General features: G+C 62.0%; 17 protein-coding genes. 10 read left to right on the top strand and 7 right to left on the bottom strand.

Annotation, left to right across the window (positions count from 1 at the left end; all coding sequences use genetic code 11):
• Nucleotides 1-34 precede the first annotated feature (34 nt).
• The 5 genes from ABIE40_RS21880 to ABIE40_RS21860 are packed head-to-tail and all read left to right on the top strand — an operon-like array spanning nucleotide 35 to nucleotide 5,135.
• Nucleotides 35-1,366, top strand: coding sequence for an ABC transporter substrate-binding protein (locus ABIE40_RS21880; RefSeq protein WP_199625732.1), 1,332 nt, complete (start codon nucleotides 35-37; stop codon nucleotides 1,364-1,366).
• Nucleotides 1,366-2,301 carry a carbohydrate ABC transporter permease gene (locus ABIE40_RS21875; RefSeq protein ID WP_199625731.1) on the top strand — a complete coding sequence of 312 codons (936 nt, stop codon included), beginning with the start codon at nucleotides 1,366-1,368 and terminating at the stop codon, nucleotides 2,299-2,301. The genes ABIE40_RS21880 and ABIE40_RS21875 overlap by 1 nt, the downstream gene beginning before the upstream one ends.
• The gene (locus ABIE40_RS21870) at nucleotides 2,301-3,122 is read left to right on the top strand and encodes a carbohydrate ABC transporter permease (RefSeq protein WP_112715124.1); all 822 of its coding nucleotides are present in this window, start codon (nucleotides 2,301-2,303) and stop codon (nucleotides 3,120-3,122) included. Before ABIE40_RS21875 ends, ABIE40_RS21870 begins: the two co-directional genes overlap by 1 nt.
• A 25-nt stretch (nucleotides 3,123-3,147) precedes the next feature.
• The gene (locus ABIE40_RS21865; protein ID WP_199625730.1) at nucleotides 3,148-4,203 is read left to right on the top strand and encodes an ABC transporter ATP-binding protein; all 1,056 of its coding nucleotides are present in this window, start codon (nucleotides 3,148-3,150) and stop codon (nucleotides 4,201-4,203) included.
• A gap of 8 nt (nucleotides 4,204-4,211) precedes the next feature.
• The gene (locus tag ABIE40_RS21860; protein WP_199625729.1) at nucleotides 4,212-5,135 is read left to right on the top strand and encodes a PfkB family carbohydrate kinase; all 924 of its coding nucleotides are present in this window, start codon (nucleotides 4,212-4,214) and stop codon (nucleotides 5,133-5,135) included.
• Between the two features lie 3 nt (nucleotides 5,136-5,138).
• Here ABIE40_RS21860 and ABIE40_RS21855 read toward each other — a convergent pair whose 3' ends face one another.
• From ABIE40_RS21855 to ABIE40_RS21830, 6 genes are all read right to left on the bottom strand, one after another.
• Nucleotides 5,139-5,783, bottom strand: coding sequence for a CDP-alcohol phosphatidyltransferase family protein (locus ABIE40_RS21855; RefSeq protein WP_199625728.1), 645 nt, complete (start codon nucleotides 5,781-5,783; stop codon nucleotides 5,139-5,141).
• Nucleotide 5,784: 1 nt separating this feature from the next.
• Nucleotides 5,785-6,171: a hypothetical protein gene (locus ABIE40_RS21850; RefSeq protein WP_199625727.1), complete on the bottom strand. Its 387-nt coding sequence runs from the start codon at nucleotides 6,169-6,171 to the stop codon at nucleotides 5,785-5,787.
• Entirely contained in the window at nucleotides 6,168-7,118 is a 951-nt protein-coding gene (locus tag ABIE40_RS21845) for a phosphatidate cytidylyltransferase (RefSeq protein WP_130280605.1), read from the bottom strand. Before ABIE40_RS21845 ends, ABIE40_RS21850 begins: the two co-directional genes overlap by 4 nt.
• Nucleotides 7,115-7,768, bottom strand: a complete 654-nt coding sequence (locus tag ABIE40_RS21840) for a lysophospholipid acyltransferase family protein (protein ID WP_413712113.1) — start codon at nucleotides 7,766-7,768, stop codon at nucleotides 7,115-7,117. The genes ABIE40_RS21845 and ABIE40_RS21840 overlap by 4 nt, the downstream gene beginning before the upstream one ends.
• Nucleotides 7,769-7,866: 98 nt before the next feature.
• The gene (locus ABIE40_RS21835) at nucleotides 7,867-9,168 is read right to left on the bottom strand and encodes a hemolysin family protein (RefSeq protein WP_199625726.1); all 1,302 of its coding nucleotides are present in this window, start codon (nucleotides 9,166-9,168) and stop codon (nucleotides 7,867-7,869) included.
• A 147-nt stretch (nucleotides 9,169-9,315) separates the two neighbouring features.
• Entirely contained in the window at nucleotides 9,316-10,863 is a 1,548-nt protein-coding gene (locus ABIE40_RS21830; protein ID WP_199625725.1) for a putative bifunctional diguanylate cyclase/phosphodiesterase, read from the bottom strand.
• 163 nt (nucleotides 10,864-11,026) lie between these two features.
• On the opposite strand from ABIE40_RS21830, the gene ABIE40_RS21825 reads away from it, so the two are divergent.
• The 4 genes from ABIE40_RS21825 to ABIE40_RS21810 all read left to right on the top strand — a co-directional run bounded on the left by ABIE40_RS21825 (nucleotide 11,027) and on the right by ABIE40_RS21810 (nucleotide 13,552).
• On the top strand, nucleotides 11,027-11,233 hold the full coding sequence (locus ABIE40_RS21825) for a hypothetical protein (RefSeq protein WP_130280599.1): 207 nt from the start codon (nucleotides 11,027-11,029) through the stop codon (nucleotides 11,231-11,233).
• 104 nt (nucleotides 11,234-11,337) lie between these two features.
• Nucleotides 11,338-12,117 (top strand): nucleotidyltransferase family protein, encoded by a 780-nt coding sequence (locus ABIE40_RS21820; protein ID WP_199625901.1) that lies wholly within the window; start codon nucleotides 11,338-11,340, stop codon nucleotides 12,115-12,117.
• Nucleotides 12,110-12,832, top strand: a complete 723-nt coding sequence (locus ABIE40_RS21815; RefSeq protein ID WP_112714863.1) for a metallophosphoesterase family protein — start codon at nucleotides 12,110-12,112, stop codon at nucleotides 12,830-12,832. Before ABIE40_RS21820 ends, ABIE40_RS21815 begins: the two co-directional genes overlap by 8 nt.
• Before the next feature lie 3 nt (nucleotides 12,833-12,835).
• Nucleotides 12,836-13,552: a Crp/Fnr family transcriptional regulator gene (locus tag ABIE40_RS21810; RefSeq protein WP_246777593.1), complete on the top strand. Its 717-nt coding sequence runs from the start codon at nucleotides 12,836-12,838 to the stop codon at nucleotides 13,550-13,552.
• On the opposite strand, the gene ABIE40_RS21805 is transcribed toward ABIE40_RS21810, so the two are convergent.
• Nucleotides 13,553-13,786 (bottom strand): hypothetical protein, encoded by a 234-nt coding sequence (locus tag ABIE40_RS21805; protein WP_112714861.1) that lies wholly within the window; start codon nucleotides 13,784-13,786, stop codon nucleotides 13,553-13,555.
• A 211-nt stretch (nucleotides 13,787-13,997) separates the two neighbouring features.
• Here ABIE40_RS21805 and ABIE40_RS21800 point away from each other — a divergent pair, with 211 nt between their 5' ends.
• Nucleotides 13,998-14,726 carry a Crp/Fnr family transcriptional regulator gene (locus ABIE40_RS21800; protein WP_199625724.1) on the top strand — a complete coding sequence of 243 codons (729 nt, stop codon included), beginning with the start codon at nucleotides 13,998-14,000 and terminating at the stop codon, nucleotides 14,724-14,726.
• The last annotated feature ends 134 nt before the right edge of the window (nucleotides 14,727-14,860 follow it).

Here is a 14,860-nt window from a genome sequence, read left to right as displayed (position 1 = left end):
AGATCGCAGGGCATAAGGAGGAGGAGAGACTAGCATGGCATCTTCATTCATCAATCCCACACGCCGCGGGTTCCTCGCGGGATCGGCCGCAATCGGCGCCGCCGGTCTGCTCGGCGTCAAGCCGGCATCTGCAGCCGTCGATTGGAAGCGCTTCGCCGGCACGACGCTCGAGGTCAATCTCGTCAAGAGCCCGCGCAGCGAGACCATTCTCAAGTATCTCAGCGAATTCGAAGAGATGACCGGCATCAAGGTCAATGCCGAGGCAACGCCGGAACAGCAGCAGCGTCAGAAGACGACGATCGAGCTGTCTTCCGGCAAGCCGAGCTTCGATGTCGTGCATCTCAGCTATCACGTCCAGAAGCGCCAGTTCGAAAAGGGCGGCTGGCTCGCCGATATCAGCGAATTCGTCAAGGATCCGTCGCTCACCGACCCGTCGCTCGTCGAGAGCGATTTCGCTGAAGCCGGCCTGACCTTCGCCAAGGATTCCGACGGCAAGCTGCGTTCGCTTCCCTTCTCGGTCGACTACTGGATCGTCTACTGGAACAAGGAACTCTTCGAGAAGAAGGGCCTGTCCTACCCCTCGACCTTCGGGGAAATGGTCAAGGCTGCCGAAGCCCTGACCGACAAGAGCACCAATACCTACGGCTTCGTCGCCCGCGGCCTGAAAAACGCCAACGTTCCCGTCTGGACGACGCTGATGCTCGGTTACGGCGGGACGCCGCTCGGCCCCGACGGCAAGCTGCGCACGACCTCCGACGAAGCTGTCGCTGCAGCAAAGATGTATCAGGAACTGATGACCAAGGCCGCGCCCGTCGGCGTTTCCGGCTTCAACTGGGCGGAGGCGCAGTCGGCCTTCCTTCAGGGCAAGATCGGCATGTGGCTCGACGGCGTCGGCTTCGCGCCGCCGATCGAGAACCCGGAAAAGTCCCGTGTTGTCGGCAAGGTCGGCTATGGCGTGATGCCGAAGGGCCCGAAGGCTCAGGCCGCTGCCACGACCGGTGACGGCATCGGCGTGGTCGCTGCCAGCAAGAACAAGGAAGCCGCCTACCTGTTTTGTCAGTGGGTCATTTCCAAGGAGATGGGTGCCCGTCTGCTGCAGGCCGGTGCCGGCGTGCCGTTCCGCAATTCCGTTCTCGAGGATCCGAAGGTCCGCGAAGGCGTCAAGATGCCGAGCGCATGGGTCGATGCCGTTGCCGCTTCGGCAAAGGTCTCGCAGCTGGCTCTGCCGGTCATCATCCCGGTCACCGAGTTCCGCGACATCTATGGCGTCGGCCTCACCAACATGATCGGCGGCGCCGATCCGGCCGCCGAACTGAAGACCGCAACCGCGCAGTTCGAGCCGGTCCTGGCACGAAGCGAGGGATAATGGCAGCCGTGAGCATGGAAACCGCGCGGAGCGATAGCGCCGCCAAGAACGGGGGCAAGCTGCGGCTTGCTCCCAATTACTGGCCCTTCGTGATCCCGGCACTTGTCGTCATTGCCGCGGTCATCGTCTTTCCGTGGGTTTTCACGCTCTGGATGAGCGTGAACAGCTGGACGCTTGGCCAGCCCGTCGTCTTTGCGGGTCTGGACAATTACGTCAGGCTGTTTACCGATTTCCGCTTCTGGGAGTCCCTCTGGCACACAGCGCTCTATACGCTGCTTGCAGTCGTGGCGCCTCTCTTCTTCGGCACGCTCGCTGCCCTGATCTTTGACGCGCAGTTTCCGCTGCGCGGTTTCCTGCGCGGCATCTTCGTCATGCCGATGATGGCAACCCCTGTCGCCATCGCGCTGGTCTGGACGATGATGTTCCATCCGCAACTCGGCGTGCTCAACTATCTCCTGTCGCTTGTTGGCATCGGCCCGCAGGAATGGATCTACAACCAGACCAGCGTCATCCCGTCGCTCGTTCTCGTCGAGACCTGGCAGTGGACGCCGCTGATCATGCTGATCGTGCTCGGCGGGCTAGCCGCCGTGCCGCGCGAGCCGTTCGAGAGCGCGGAAATCGATGGCGCCAATGCCTGGCAGAAATTCCGCTATCTGACACTGCCGATGATCGCCCCTTTCCTGATGATCGGCGTCATCATCCGCTCGATCGATGCGGTAAAGAGCTTCGACATCATTTATGCGATGACCCAGGGCGGTCCCGGCACGGCGTCGGAGACGATCAATATCTACCTCTACAACACGGCCTTCTCCTACTACGACATCGGCTATGCATCGGCGATGGCCGTCATCTTTTTCGTCATCATCGTCGCCCTCTCCTTCGTGCTGATGATGGTTCGCCAGCGCGCCAACTGGTCCGATGTGGAGACACGATGATGAAGCGCAAGACGATCGATCGCATCGGGCTGTTCTTCGTGGCACTGGTCATGGTGTCGCCCGTCATCCTGTTCTTCCTCTGGATGATCTCGCTGTCGCTGAAATACGAGATCGATAACGGCGCCTATCCGCCGATCCTGATTCCGGAACGCTTCGCCTGGTCGAACTATCTGCAGGTCTTTCAGGAGAACAATTTCTTCCTGTATTTCTGGAACTCGATCCTGGTGACTGGCGGCGCAACCCTGCTCGCCCTGCTGATCGGCGTTCCGGCCGGCTACGGCATCGCGCGGCTGAAGGCCGAGCGCTCGGCGATGGTGATCATGATCGCCCGCATGACGCCCGGCCTCTCCTTCTTGATCCCGCTTTTCCTGCTGTTTCAGTGGCTGAACCTGCTTGGGACGCTCTGGCCGCAGATCATCATCCATCTCGTCGTCACCGTGCCGATCGTCGTCTGGATCATGATCGGCTATTTCGAGACGACCCCAATGGAGCTCGAGGAAGCCGCCAGCATCGATGGCGCCACGCCCTGGCAGGTCTTCCGGCTGGTGGCGCTGCCGATCGCCAAGCCTGGCATCGTCGTGGCCTTCATTCTCTCGGTGATCTTCTCCTGGAACAACTTCGTCTTCGGCATCGTGCTGGCAAGCCGCGAGACCCGCACGCTGCCGGTTGCCGTCTACAACATGCTGTCCTTCGAGCAGGTCAGTTGGGGGCCGCTCGCCGCAGCCGCATTGATCGTCACGTTGCCGGTGCTGGTGCTGACGATGTTCGCGCAGAGACAGATCGTTGCGGGCCTCACGGCCGGCGCAGTCAAGGGCGGCTGACAGGCCGCATACAGGGAACGATTATATGGCAACCGTCAATATCAGGAATGTCCAGAAGCGCTTCGGCGCCGTCAACGTCATCCATGGCATCAATGTCGATATCGCCGACGGCGAATTCGTGGTCCTTGTGGGCCCGTCGGGCTGCGGCAAGTCTACATTGCTCCGGATGATCGCCGGCCTCGAGGAGACCAGCGATGGCGAGATCCGTATCGGCGCCCGCGATGTCAGCAATCTGCCGGCCCGCGACCGCGATATCGCCATGGTGTTCCAGAACTACGCGCTCTATCCGCATATGAGCGTTGCCGACAACATGGGCTTTGCGCTGAAGCTGAAGAAGGCCGATGCGGCTGAGATCACCGGGCGCGTCAACAAGGCGGCGGCAATCCTCGGGCTCGAAAAGCTTCTGGACCGCTATCCGAAACAGCTCTCCGGCGGCCAGCGCCAGCGTGTTGCCATGGGCCGGGCCCTGGTGCGCGATCCGCAGGTCTTCCTATTCGATGAACCGCTTTCCAATCTCGACGCCAAGCTGCGCGTGCAGATGCGCGCCGAGATCAAGTCCCTGCATCAGCGTATCAAGACGACGACGATCTATGTCACGCACGACCAGATCGAGGCCATGACAATGGCCGATAAGATCGTCGTCCTGCATGACGGCGTCATCGAGCAGGTCGGCGCACCGCTGGAGCTTTACGACCGCCCCGCCAACCTCTTCGTCGCGGGTTTCATCGGCTCGCCGTCGATGAACTTTCTGGACGGCCGTATCGAGGAAGGCGTGTTCTGCACGGACAAGGGTCTTGTCCTGCCGCTCCCTGAAAGCATCAAGCAGTCCCCACCGTCCGGCCCCCTGGTCTACGGTGTCCGCCCGGAACATATCCGCAGCACCGCAACCGGCATTGCCGGAACGGTCGGGCTGGTCGAAGGCACGGGATCGGAGATCTTCGCCAAACTGGACTGCGGCGGCGAGGAAATCTCCTGCCTGTTTCGCGAGCGGCTGACGATCGGCTTCGGTGATCGCCTGACTGTCTCGATCGATCCTGCTCATATCCACCTGTTCGACAAAGCCACCGGCCATCGGATTTGACCTTAGCGATGAACCACCCGGCCAACGCCCGCCATGTGCTCTTCGTCGGCGCTGCCGTCCTGGACACGCTGTTTCGCGTGCGCTCCATTCCGGCGCGACCCGGCAAGGTGCTGCCTGATGAAATGCTTCAGGTCGCGGAGGGCATGGCGTCGAGCGCCGCTTATGCTGCCGTCAGGCTCGGCGGCATGGCAAGCCTCTGGGCTGCCGTCGGGGATGATGCCGCCGGTCAGCAGATAACATCGGAGCTTGCGGATGCCGGCATAAATGTCGGCGGCGTGCTGCAGGCGGCCGGAGCGCGCTCGGCGGTGTCGACGATCCTGATCGACGATGACGGCGAGCGGCTGATCGTGCCCTTTTACGACAAGCGCCTTCACCACGAGATTCGCGACGTCACGCCCGGCGACCTCGCCGGCTTCGATGCCGTCATGGTGGACGTCCGTTGGCCTGCGCTGGCGGTAAATGTATTGCGTGCAGCCAGACAGGCCGGAATACCGGCAATCCTCGACGGCGACGTCGCGCCCGCGGCCACGCTCGATATGCTGGCAACCGAGGGCGACCACCTGCTTTTCTCCGAGCCCGCCGCGCATCTGCTGTCGGATAGCCCCGATCCGGCCGAAGCCGCAGCGATCCTGAAGAAACGCTATCCGCACGCGCTGGTCGCCGTCACCGCGGGCGAGCATGGTTGCTACTGGTGGAACGAGGCGACGGGGGCAGTCGCCCATGTCGCGACCTTCCCCGTCAAAGCCGTCGATACGCTCGCGGCCGGCGATATCTTCCACGGCGCTTATGCACTGCTGACCGCGGAGGGATTGGCGACGCAGGAGTCGATCCGCGTGGCATCGGCCGCGGCAGCGTTGAAATGCACCGTCTTCGGCGGACGTCTCGGTGCACCTGATCGGGCTGCCGTGTTCGCGCTGATGAACGGCTGCTAGCCCTCAGACCCGGCCTTTCATCGAGCGGATCAGATTGCGGCTGCGCCTGAGCGCCGTGAATGCGGCGCCGATCGCGACGATCCAGAGCGCTGCCCACAAGATGTCGTTGTGAAACCCGGCGAGCGGTTCGAAGACGGACAGCACGGCGGCGGCGGTAACGGTCGCCATGCGATGCTGCTTGGCCATCGGGCCGGAGAAATCGGCGCCCTGCCCCGAGGCGCGGCCGAGTTCGCGGACATAGGCGGTCAGCACCGCGAAGGCCGCCGCCGCCCAGCCGAGGCCGGGATAGCCGATGCCGAGACCGATGCCGGCAAAGATCAGGATATCGGCGGCACGGTCCGGAAACTCGTTCCAGAATGGCCCGTCGGCCGCCGCCTTGCCGCCCTCGACGGCGACCATGCCGTCGAACAGGTTGCAGAGCAGGCGGAGCTGGCAGGAGAGCGCTGCGAGCAGCAGAAAGATGATCCGGGCGGAGCCCATCCCCTGTCCCGCGAGGTAGAAGAACAGACCGGCGAACGCCGCGGCAAGAATGCTCGCCTGCGAGATCTGGTTCGGGGTGACTGATTTTCCGGCGAGCCAGCGCGCGGTCGACTGCGCCCACCAGCTGTTGCGGCTCGTCAGCGGACGGCGGTCTCCGGTCTCGGTCACGTCAGCTCCTCCCTTTCGATATCGAATAATTATAGAGCGCCGCATAGCTCGTCGAAACCAGAAGCGGCACGGCAATCGTCTTCAGGATTTCAGGCGTGCCGCTCAGTATGTGGAAGGTGACGAGCAGCGTCGCCGAACCCAACAAGGCGATCACCGGCGGCGCGACGAGGCGGAGCGGGCCGGAAAATATCGCCGAGAGCCTTTCGACCACACGCTTCAGAAACAGCGTCAGGCAACCCGACAGGGCGCCTTGCACCAGGCCTGCCAAGAGCATGCGCGGCAGCGGATAGGCGCGGTTGGCAAACAGCGCCCAGCTCCCCATCGCCACAAACGCAAAGGCGACATGGACGGCGCTGCTTCGGCCAAGCCGCGCGACGAGGCCGCTCATGTCAGCGACCACCAGTAGCGGACGAGGTGGAAGAAGATCGGCGCCGAGAAGACCACCGAATCCAGCCGGTCGATCAGCCCGCCATGGCCCTCGATGATATGGCCCCAGTCCTTGACGCCGCGGTCACGCTTGATCGCCGACATGACGAGGCCGCCGAAGAAGCCCATCAGCGTGATGATCAGCGCCAGAAGGCCGGCCTGAAACGGCGTGAACGGGGTAATCCACCAGAGTGCCGCACCGATCAGCGTGGCGCTGGCAATGCCGCCGACGAAGCCCTCGACCGTCTTCGACGGCGAGAGTTTCGGGGCGATCTTGGTGCGCCCGAAGAGCTTGCCCCAGACATATTGCAGCACGTCGGAAAGCTGCACGACGATGACCAGGAAAGCGATGAGCAGAACGTTGCGGCCCTCGTAACCAGGGATCGTCAGCGTCAACAGCGCCGGCACATGCGAGGCGCAGAAGACGCAGATCATCAGCGCCCATTGCACTTCGGCGATGCGGATCAGGAAGCGCTCGGTATCGCCGCGCAGCACCGAGACGATCGGCATCAGCAGGAAGGCATAGACAGGCACGAAGATCGAATAGATGCCGTATTCCTCGGCCCAGAGGAGATAATACTGGATCGGCAGGACGACGAAGAAGGCGGAGGCCAGCGCCCAGTGATCGGCCCGTTTGGTGTTGGTGAGCGTGATGAACTCGCGCAGTGCCGCAAACGAGCAGAAGGCGAAGAGAATGATGACCCCTGCCCGGCCCGCCAGGAAGGCGATGCCGATGAAGATCACCATGATCCACCAGGCCTTGATGCGGGCATTCAGGTTTTCGATGGCGCTGTTTGCGCCGTCAGGCGAGAATTTCTTCTGCAGCACATAGCCGACCGCCGAAGCGACGATCAGGATGCCAAAGATGCCGAGAACCAGGGTGATGAGATCGGATTGAGCCTCGTTCATTCCGCAGCCCCTGCATGCTTGGGAGAGAGCGCCAGCAATGCCCCCCGCGTCCGTTCGATAAATGCCTCCTTGGCCTCGCCCGCCTCAAGCCGCATCGGACTACCGAAGGTGACGGTGCAGATCAGCGGGATCGGCACGATCTCTCCCTTCGGCATGACGCGGTTGAGATTGTTGATCCAGACGGGCACGAAATCGAGCTCCGGCCGCGCCTCGGCGAGATGGAAAATGCCGCTCTTGAAGGGCAGGAGCGGCTCCTCGGTCTGGTTTCTCGTGCCTTCGGGGAAGACGATCAGCGACGAACCGCTGTCGATCGCCGCCGCCATCTGCTCGATCGGGTCCTCGGTCCGATGCTCCCTGTCGCGCTGGATCAATACCGAGTTGAAAACATCGCGACCGATGAAGGTGCTGAGCGATGACTTCAGCCAGTATTCGGCGCCGGCGACCGGCCGGGCGCGCCGCCGCATCCTGGGAGGCAGAACCGCCCAGACGAGGATGAAATCGCCATGGCTGGAATGATTGGCAAAATAGACGCAGCGCCGGGGCGGCAGCCCCTCCGCGGACCAGATGGCACGCACCGCGGTGATGGCGCGCGCAAAGAGCACGATCGCCACCGCTGCAGGCTTGGCTAAGAAACGTCGCAAGTCTTGCATCGAGGTTCCTGCATTCAGGGTTGCAGAAACCTAGCCGCGTTTTAGGCGGACGTGAAGCAGCGCGGTAAGCCGGGTAAGATTTCCACAGGTGGCCGACGTCAGGCCGACCGCGCTTCGCTTTCCTCGGCCTCCGCCGAGACGAGAATCTTGTCGACCCGGCGGCCATCGAGATCGATGACCTCGAAGCGCCAGCCGTTCTTGACGAAGCTCTCGCCGAGTTCCGGGAGATGCTTCAGCTCCTCGAGGATCAGGCCGGCCACCGTCTGGAACTCGATGTCGTCATCGAGCTTGAAGCTCATGAACTCGGCGAATTCGTCGATCGGCGTCCAGCCGGAAACGAGGTAGGAACCATCGGTGCGGCGAACGATCGCCTGCTCTTCGGACGGACCTTCGAGCAACGCGCCCATGATCGCTTCCATGATGTCGCCGGACGAGATGATGCCTTCGAAATGGCCATATTCGTCATAGACGAGCACCATATGCACCGGCGACTTGCGGATCGCCTGGATCGCGTGGGTGGCGGTCGACAGGTCCGAGATAACGGGGACTTCGTGGGCCAGCGCCTGGATATCGGCATGGCCGTTGCTGCTCATCGCGTCATAGTAATCCTTGACGAAGAGCACGCCGAAGACTTCGTCGGAACTGCCACGGCGCACCGGAACGCGCGAACGGCGCGTCTCTTGCAGCTGCTTGCGGATTTCTTCCGGAGTGTCGTCGATATCGACGACCTCGACATCGCGGCGCGGCGTCATCAGGGCGCGCGCCGTGCGGTCAGCCAGGCGCATGACGCCTGAAATCATTGCCGATTCTTCGCTCTCGATAACGCCGGCGCTCTGCGCCTCGGCAAGAACAGTCTTGATCTCTTCGTCGGTCACGCCATCGCTGACCTTGCCGGACTGGCCAAGCAGCCTCAGCACCAGCTTGCCCGATGCATCGAGCAGCCAGACGAGCGGCAGCGCGAATTTCGACAGCACGACCATGGCCGGCGCCACCTTGGCGGCAACCGCTTCCGGCTCCCGCAGCGCGATCTGCTTTGGCACCAGTTCGCCGACGATCAGCGACAGATAGGTGATGGCGACGACGACGGTACCGACGCCGAGCGCATCGGAGAGTGCGGGGCCGACGCCCTGCTCGGAGAGCCACTGTGTCAGGCGGCCACCGAGGGTGGCGCCCGAAAAGGCACCCGAGAGAACGCCGACCAGCGTGATGCCGATCTGCACGGTGGACAGAAAGCGTCCGGGATTTTCAGCAAGTCTGATGGCTTGAGTGGCGCCCCGGCTTCCGTGATCGGCGAGAACTTTAAGACGGGCGGGACGGGAAGAAACGACAGCAAGTTCGGACATGGCGAGCACACCGTTCAGAACGGTGAGCAATACCACGATAATGATTTCGACTAACAAAAGAAGCCTATAACATCGACAAGGATGGCCCAAGATAAGGGCAAAGCGCTGACAATGAAAGCAAACGATCCGCGGAATTGCGGATATTTTTCAGTTCTCTTCTGACATTTCCGGGAGGAAGGCGTGTACCGGGACGCCTTCGAACCGCTACACGCTAGCCTTGCGGAAGAGCATCGCCGCCTCGTCGACGGTCACCAGGGCGGTCACCGCCTGGCCATGTTCGATGCCCGAGGAGATCAGCGGCGAGGCATCGCCCTCGATGCCATCGGCGGTCACCGTTAGCCCCAATCCATGGCCGAGACCGGCAAGCGCCCGCATCATCCGCGCCGAGCGGTCGTCGTTCAGATTTTCCGTGAAGCGCCGGTCGATCTTCACCTTGTCGAGCTTGAATTCCTGGATGTGGTAGAGATTGGAATAGCCGGTGCCGAAATGGTCGAGCGTCATCGTCACGCCGGTTTCGCGCAGTGGCGCCAGCGCCTGCTTGGCGGTCTCGAAATCGCGCACCAGCGTTGCCTCGGCGATTTCCACTTCCAGCCGGTGCGGATCGAAATTGCAGGTCTTCAGGATCGACAGGATGGTCTGGCCGAGATTGGCATCCCGCAGCTGACCGGGGAAGATATCGATCGACAGCCTGGTTTCGGGCGGCCAGTTTCGTGCTCCGGCGCAGGCGCGTTTGAGCACGCTTTCGAACAGCGCATGGATCATGCCGGTCTCTTCGGCGATTGCCAGGAAGCGCTCGACAGGCACTTCCGTCTCTTCCATTTCCCAATAGGGCACGGCCTCGAAAGCGGTCACTTCGCCGGTGTTGAGATCGAAGGAGGGCCGGAAGCGCGGTTCGATGGCGCCGTCCGCCATCGCCTTGCGTAGCGCCACTTCCATGCGGCCCCGCTCCTTCAGGAGCAGATCCATTTCCTCTTCGAAGAAGCGGATCGCCGAGCGCTGCTCGCCCTTGGCGCGGTAGAGCGCCACATCCGCCTTTCGCACCAGTTCGCTCGGCTGTTCGCCATCCCGCGGATAGAGCGAGATGCCGATTCCGGTGCCGATCTGGTGGATGATCGAGCCGGTGGCGATCGGCTCGGCAAAGGCCTGGACGATGCGCATCGCGAGGGTCGTCGCCGCTTCCGCACCCAAGAGATGCGGCGCCAGAATGACGAATTCATCGCCGCCGAGACGGGCAACGAGATCGCCGGGCCGCACTGCGGAAAGAAGCCGCTGGGCGACGATCAGCAGCACCTCGTCACCGGCGCCGTGGCCGTAGCTGTCATTGATCTTCTTGAAACCGTTGAGATCGAGCAGGAAAATGCCGTGCTGCTGGCCGGCCGCCGGCGGCGAGGAAGCCGCGACGCGCAGCGCGTCGTCGAACTGGCGCCGGTTGGCGAGACCCGTCAACGGATCCTGGAAGGCGAGTTCGCGTGCCTTGCGTTCGGCAACGATGCGGCGCGCCGTCTCACGCTTCTGGTCGATGTAGCGGCGCACGGCAAAGACCAGCATTCCGACGGCGAGCAGCCCGCCCAGCATCAGCGCCTCATCGAGCTCGATCGTCTCCTCGGCCGCGCTGACCGCGCCTTCGGTGACGAAGATATCGACCTCGAAGGCGACATAGGCGACGACGAACATCGCCGCTATGAGAATGAGAAGATCGTGTATCGAAACCCGATGCCGCATGTAGAACTGCCTGATATCACTGCGCTTCACGTCTTGTCTCCAAGCGCCTAAACCTGCACGATTATCGGGGCTGCGCGTTAACGCTTCCTGCACGTGCAGCCTCACCCCGGCACAACTCGACGCGTCATCCACAGGGAACTTTTGTCCGCCTCGCCGGTTCCTTCTCCTCAACGAGCCTGGGGAGAATTATCTCATGACACAGATCCGTGAAACCGAACGCCGCGGCCGCACCCTGCGTGGCCGTCCCTACAGTCTGAGCGAATTTGCGGAAAAATATGGCCTGGAAGATGACCAGGCAGAAGACCTCTTCTCGCGCTTCGGACCGTCCTCGATCGAACTCGATCTGCTGATGGCCGCCAAGCGCCGTCCTCCGATCCGGCTTGAACAGGTCCTGCTCTGAGACGGGCCTTCAGTTCGGCCGGACATGCCGGTTTGTGACGCAAAGGACGGGTGATGAACACCACGGCGACAGCGACAAAGAAAGGCAAGGCGAACCCGGCGCTGATGAAGGCGCGGGCCGTTCCGCAGCTGATCGATCCGGACGCCGAACCCTTTGTCGCCGATGCCGTGCGCGAACTCGTCGATTGCAAGATTCCGTTCCTGGTGGCCGGCACCTATGCTGTCTGCGCTTATACCGGCATCACCCGGCAGACGAAGGATTTCGACATCTTTTGCAAGGCGGGCGACTACGGCCGTATCCTCGGGCACTTCAAGGAGAAGGGCTATGTCGTCGAGGTCGAAGACGAGCGCTGGCTCGGCAAGGTCTTCAAGGGCAAGCATTTCTTCGACGTGATCTTCGCCTCGACCAACGGCACCATGCCGGTCGGCGACGACTGGTTTCAGGATACCCGGCAGGTGGAGATGTGCGGTTCTCCTGTCTGGATCATCAGTCCGACCGAGCTTCTATGGTCGAAATTCTTCGTGCAGCTGCGCCACCGCTATGACGGCGCCGACATCGCCCATGTCATCCTGCGCGCCCATGACAAGATCGATTGGCGAAAGCTGCTCGGATACATGGAAGTGCACTGGGAAGTGCTGTTGATCGCCATTTTGAACTTCCGCTGGATCTACCCGACCGAGCGAGACAAGGTTCCGCAATGGCTGCTCGACGAACTCCTGGAGCGCCTGGCTGCCCAGCGCGAACTGCCCCTGCCGCAGATGCGCATCTGCCGCGGCCGCATGTATTCGCGCGTCGATTTCGAAATAGACGTCAAGGAATGGGGCTTTGCCGATGTCGGCGGCGAGGGACAGCCCCGAGGCGAATGGGAAGATCGAGATGGCTGAGAAGAATAGAAAGGTCCGCGTCGCCGCCGTCGCCGACCTGCACGTGAAGGAAGACGGCGGCAAATCCTACAAGGAGCTGTTCGGCGAGATATCGAGCGTCGCCGATGTTCTCGTCATGGCCGGCGACCTGACCGATCTCGGCAAGCCGAAAGAGGCTGAGCTTCTCGCTGCCGACCTGCGCAGCTGCACCGTTCCCGTTGTCGCCGTGCTTGGCAATCACGACCATGAAAGCGGCTCGGTCGATGACGTGACGCAGATTCTGACGGATGCCGGCGTCAAGCTTCTCAACGGCCAGGCCGCCGAGATTTCGGGCGTCGGCTTCGTCGGCGTCAAGGGTTTCGCCGGCGGCTTCGGCCGCCACATGCTGGGCTCGTTCGGCGAAAGCGCCATCAAGGCCATGGTGGCCGAAAGCGTCGAGGAATCGATGCGGCTGGAAAATGCCATGCGGCAGGTCCGCGCCGAGAAATCCATGGTGATCCTGCACTATGCGCCGATCGCCGAGACCGTGGCCGGAGAGCCGCTGGAAATCTATCCATTTCTCGGCTCCTCGCGCCTTGCCGAGACCATCGACCGTTTCAAGGTCGATGCCGTCGTCCACGGCCATGCCCATCGCGGCACCTATGAGGGCCGCACACCGGGCGGTGCCCCTGTTTTCAACGTTGCTGCCCATATCGAGAAACCGACGGGCAAGGCCTACGCACTTCTGGAGCTTTGAACTGTGAATACCCGGCAAGCGATCTTCCGGAATTTCATGATTTCGACGCTGCCAGCCGCCGATTTCGCCAAGCTGGAGCCGCTGCTGGAGCGCGTCTTACTGCCGCTCGGCGAAGAGGTGGAGAAGCCCAACCAGCCGCTGGAATTTGCCTACTTCATGGAAAGCGGCCTCGCCTCGACCATCGCCTCGATGTCGCGCGGCCGCGATATCGAAGTCGGCGTCATCGGCTGGGAAGGCTTCGTCGGCTCATCACTGGTGCTCTGGGACGACCGGGGGCCATTCAAGACCTATATCCAGATCCCCGGCGAGGCCTATCGCATACGGTCCGGAGAACTCATGGAACTGATGGACGCCCGGCCGCAGATGCGCCGCCATTTCGGCCGCTTCACCCGGGCGCTGAACCTGCAGGTCGCCTCGACCGCCTGGACCAACGGCCATACCGTGCTGGAAAACCGGCTGGCCCGCTGGCTGCTGATGGTTCACGATCGCATCGAGGGGCAGAAACTGGCGCTGACCCATGAATTCCTGTCGATCATGCTCGGCGTGCGCCGCCCCGGTGTCACCGTCGCGCTGCATATGCTGGAGGGAAAGGGGCTGATCCGCTCGCACCGCTCCGAGATCACCATCATCGACCGCGAGGGCCTGAAGCAGCAGGCCAATGGAAGCTATGGCCGCACAGAAGCGGAATATGAGCGCGTGCTCGGCTGGAAGATCCGCTGATCAGACCAGCCTGCCCCAGGCTTCGTTCCAGAAATCCGGATTGCCGGTCACGACGGCGACCTCGATGAATCCGTAGTGCACACGGACATCCTCGGCCCGCTCGATCGCCAGCGGCACATAGGTCGGGTAGAGATAGTTTCCCGCATCCGTCTCGGCATTTGCCGGCCATTCGACATCGGCAACGACACTATCCTCGATGACCCGCAGGATCAGGCGCACGGCTGTGTTGGGCACATCCTGTGATCGCGCATATCGATGGAACGTTCTCGCCGCCACGCCGGACACTCCGTTCTTTGGGTGCCGAACTTCAAAACCGGTGATGTTGTTCCATTCCGGCGATCGCTCATCTTTGTACGGTAAGAGACAGTCGGTTGTACTGCAATTTCAAGGCGGTAGGTTCCTTTTCAATCGAGTCGGCTTTACCCCGCCGGCCGTGGGGACGAGAATGCCGACTGAAGAGCGCCACTACCGCAATGAACTGCTGAAAAGCCTCGATGCCAGCGATCTGGCACTTCTTTCCCCGCATCTCGAATTCGTGACGCTCGATATCCCCTACCAGATCGAAAAGGCGCATGTGCCCGTCGATTTCGTCATCTTCCTGGAATCAGGTCTCGCCTCGATCGTCGCCCGCCTCTCGGGCGGGCGGGACATCGAGGTCGGCATTGCCGGACGCGAGGGAATGACCGGGGCCGCGATCGTACTCGGCGGCGAGCAATCCCCGAACATGACCTTCATGCAGGTCTCCGGCACCGGCTACCGAATCACCTCTGCAGCGCTGCAAGCGGCAATCGACACGAGCGCCACATTGCGCGCCAAGCTGCTTGCCTATGTTCAGGCCTTTCTGGCGCAAATGTCGTCGACCGTGCTGGCAAACGGTCATGCGAAACTCGAAGAGCGACTCGCGCGCTGGCTGTTGATGGTCCATGACCGCATGGACGGCAATACCATCTCGCTGACCCACGAATTCCTGGCCGTCATGCTGGGTGTCCGCCGCCCCGGCATCACCGTCGCACTCCATATTCTCGAGGGAAAAGGCCTTGTTCGCGCCAATCGCGGCCAGATCACTATCCTCAGCCGCCGGGGCCTGATGGAAGAGGCGAACGGCTCCTATGGCGCGGCGGAAGAGGAGTACCGCAGGTTGCTCGGAGTGGCATTGTCGCGGCTGAATCAGTAGCTCATAATTCAATAGATATTGATATGCATATCCTTCGCAGTGTTATAAAAATAACACAAGAATTTATACTGCCCTTTTTTGGGGTAATCCAAGAAGTTAGACTTTTGGTGCCCCGGCACGTGCCAGCATTACGC

This window comes from Rhizobium sp. OAE497, from assembly GCF_040546565.1.
GTDB lineage: Bacteria > Pseudomonadota > Alphaproteobacteria > Rhizobiales > Rhizobiaceae > Rhizobium.
Note: the sequence above shows the minus strand (reverse complement) of the source record. Positions and strands in the feature narration are given on the sequence as shown.

What these genes read in the sequence shown, in the direction of transcription:
- ABIE40_RS21880 (WP_199625732.1), top strand. Translation starts at nt 35, where the DNA reads ATGGCATCTTCATTCATCAATCCCACACGCCGCGGGTTCCTCGCGGGA.
- ABIE40_RS21875 (WP_199625731.1), top strand. Translation starts at nt 1,366, where the DNA reads ATGGCAGCCGTGAGCATGGAAACCGCGCGGAGCGATAGCGCCGCCAAG.
- ABIE40_RS21870 (WP_112715124.1), top strand. Translation starts at nt 2,301, where the DNA reads ATGAAGCGCAAGACGATCGATCGCATCGGGCTGTTCTTCGTGGCACTG.
- ABIE40_RS21865 (WP_199625730.1), top strand. Translation starts at nt 3,148, where the DNA reads ATGGCAACCGTCAATATCAGGAATGTCCAGAAGCGCTTCGGCGCCGTC.
- ABIE40_RS21860 (WP_199625729.1), top strand. Translation starts at nt 4,212, where the DNA reads ATGAACCACCCGGCCAACGCCCGCCATGTGCTCTTCGTCGGCGCTGCC.
- ABIE40_RS21850 (WP_199625727.1), bottom strand. Translation starts at nt 6,171, where the DNA reads ATGAGCGGCCTCGTCGCGCGGCTTGGCCGAAGCAGCGCCGTCCATGTC.
- ABIE40_RS21845 (WP_130280605.1), bottom strand. Translation starts at nt 7,118, where the DNA reads ATGAACGAGGCTCAATCCGATCTCATCACCCTGGTTCTCGGCATCTTT.
- ABIE40_RS21840 (WP_413712113.1), bottom strand. Translation starts at nt 7,768, where the DNA reads ATGCAAGACTTGCGACGTTTCTTAGCCAAGCCTGCAGCGGTGGCGATC.
- ABIE40_RS21825 (WP_130280599.1), top strand. Translation starts at nt 11,027, where the DNA reads ATGACACAGATCCGTGAAACCGAACGCCGCGGCCGCACCCTGCGTGGC.
- ABIE40_RS21820 (WP_199625901.1), top strand. Translation starts at nt 11,338, where the DNA reads ATGAAGGCGCGGGCCGTTCCGCAGCTGATCGATCCGGACGCCGAACCC.
- ABIE40_RS21815 (WP_112714863.1), top strand. Translation starts at nt 12,110, where the DNA reads ATGGCTGAGAAGAATAGAAAGGTCCGCGTCGCCGCCGTCGCCGACCTG.
- ABIE40_RS21800 (WP_199625724.1), top strand. Translation starts at nt 13,998, where the DNA reads ATGCCGACTGAAGAGCGCCACTACCGCAATGAACTGCTGAAAAGCCTC.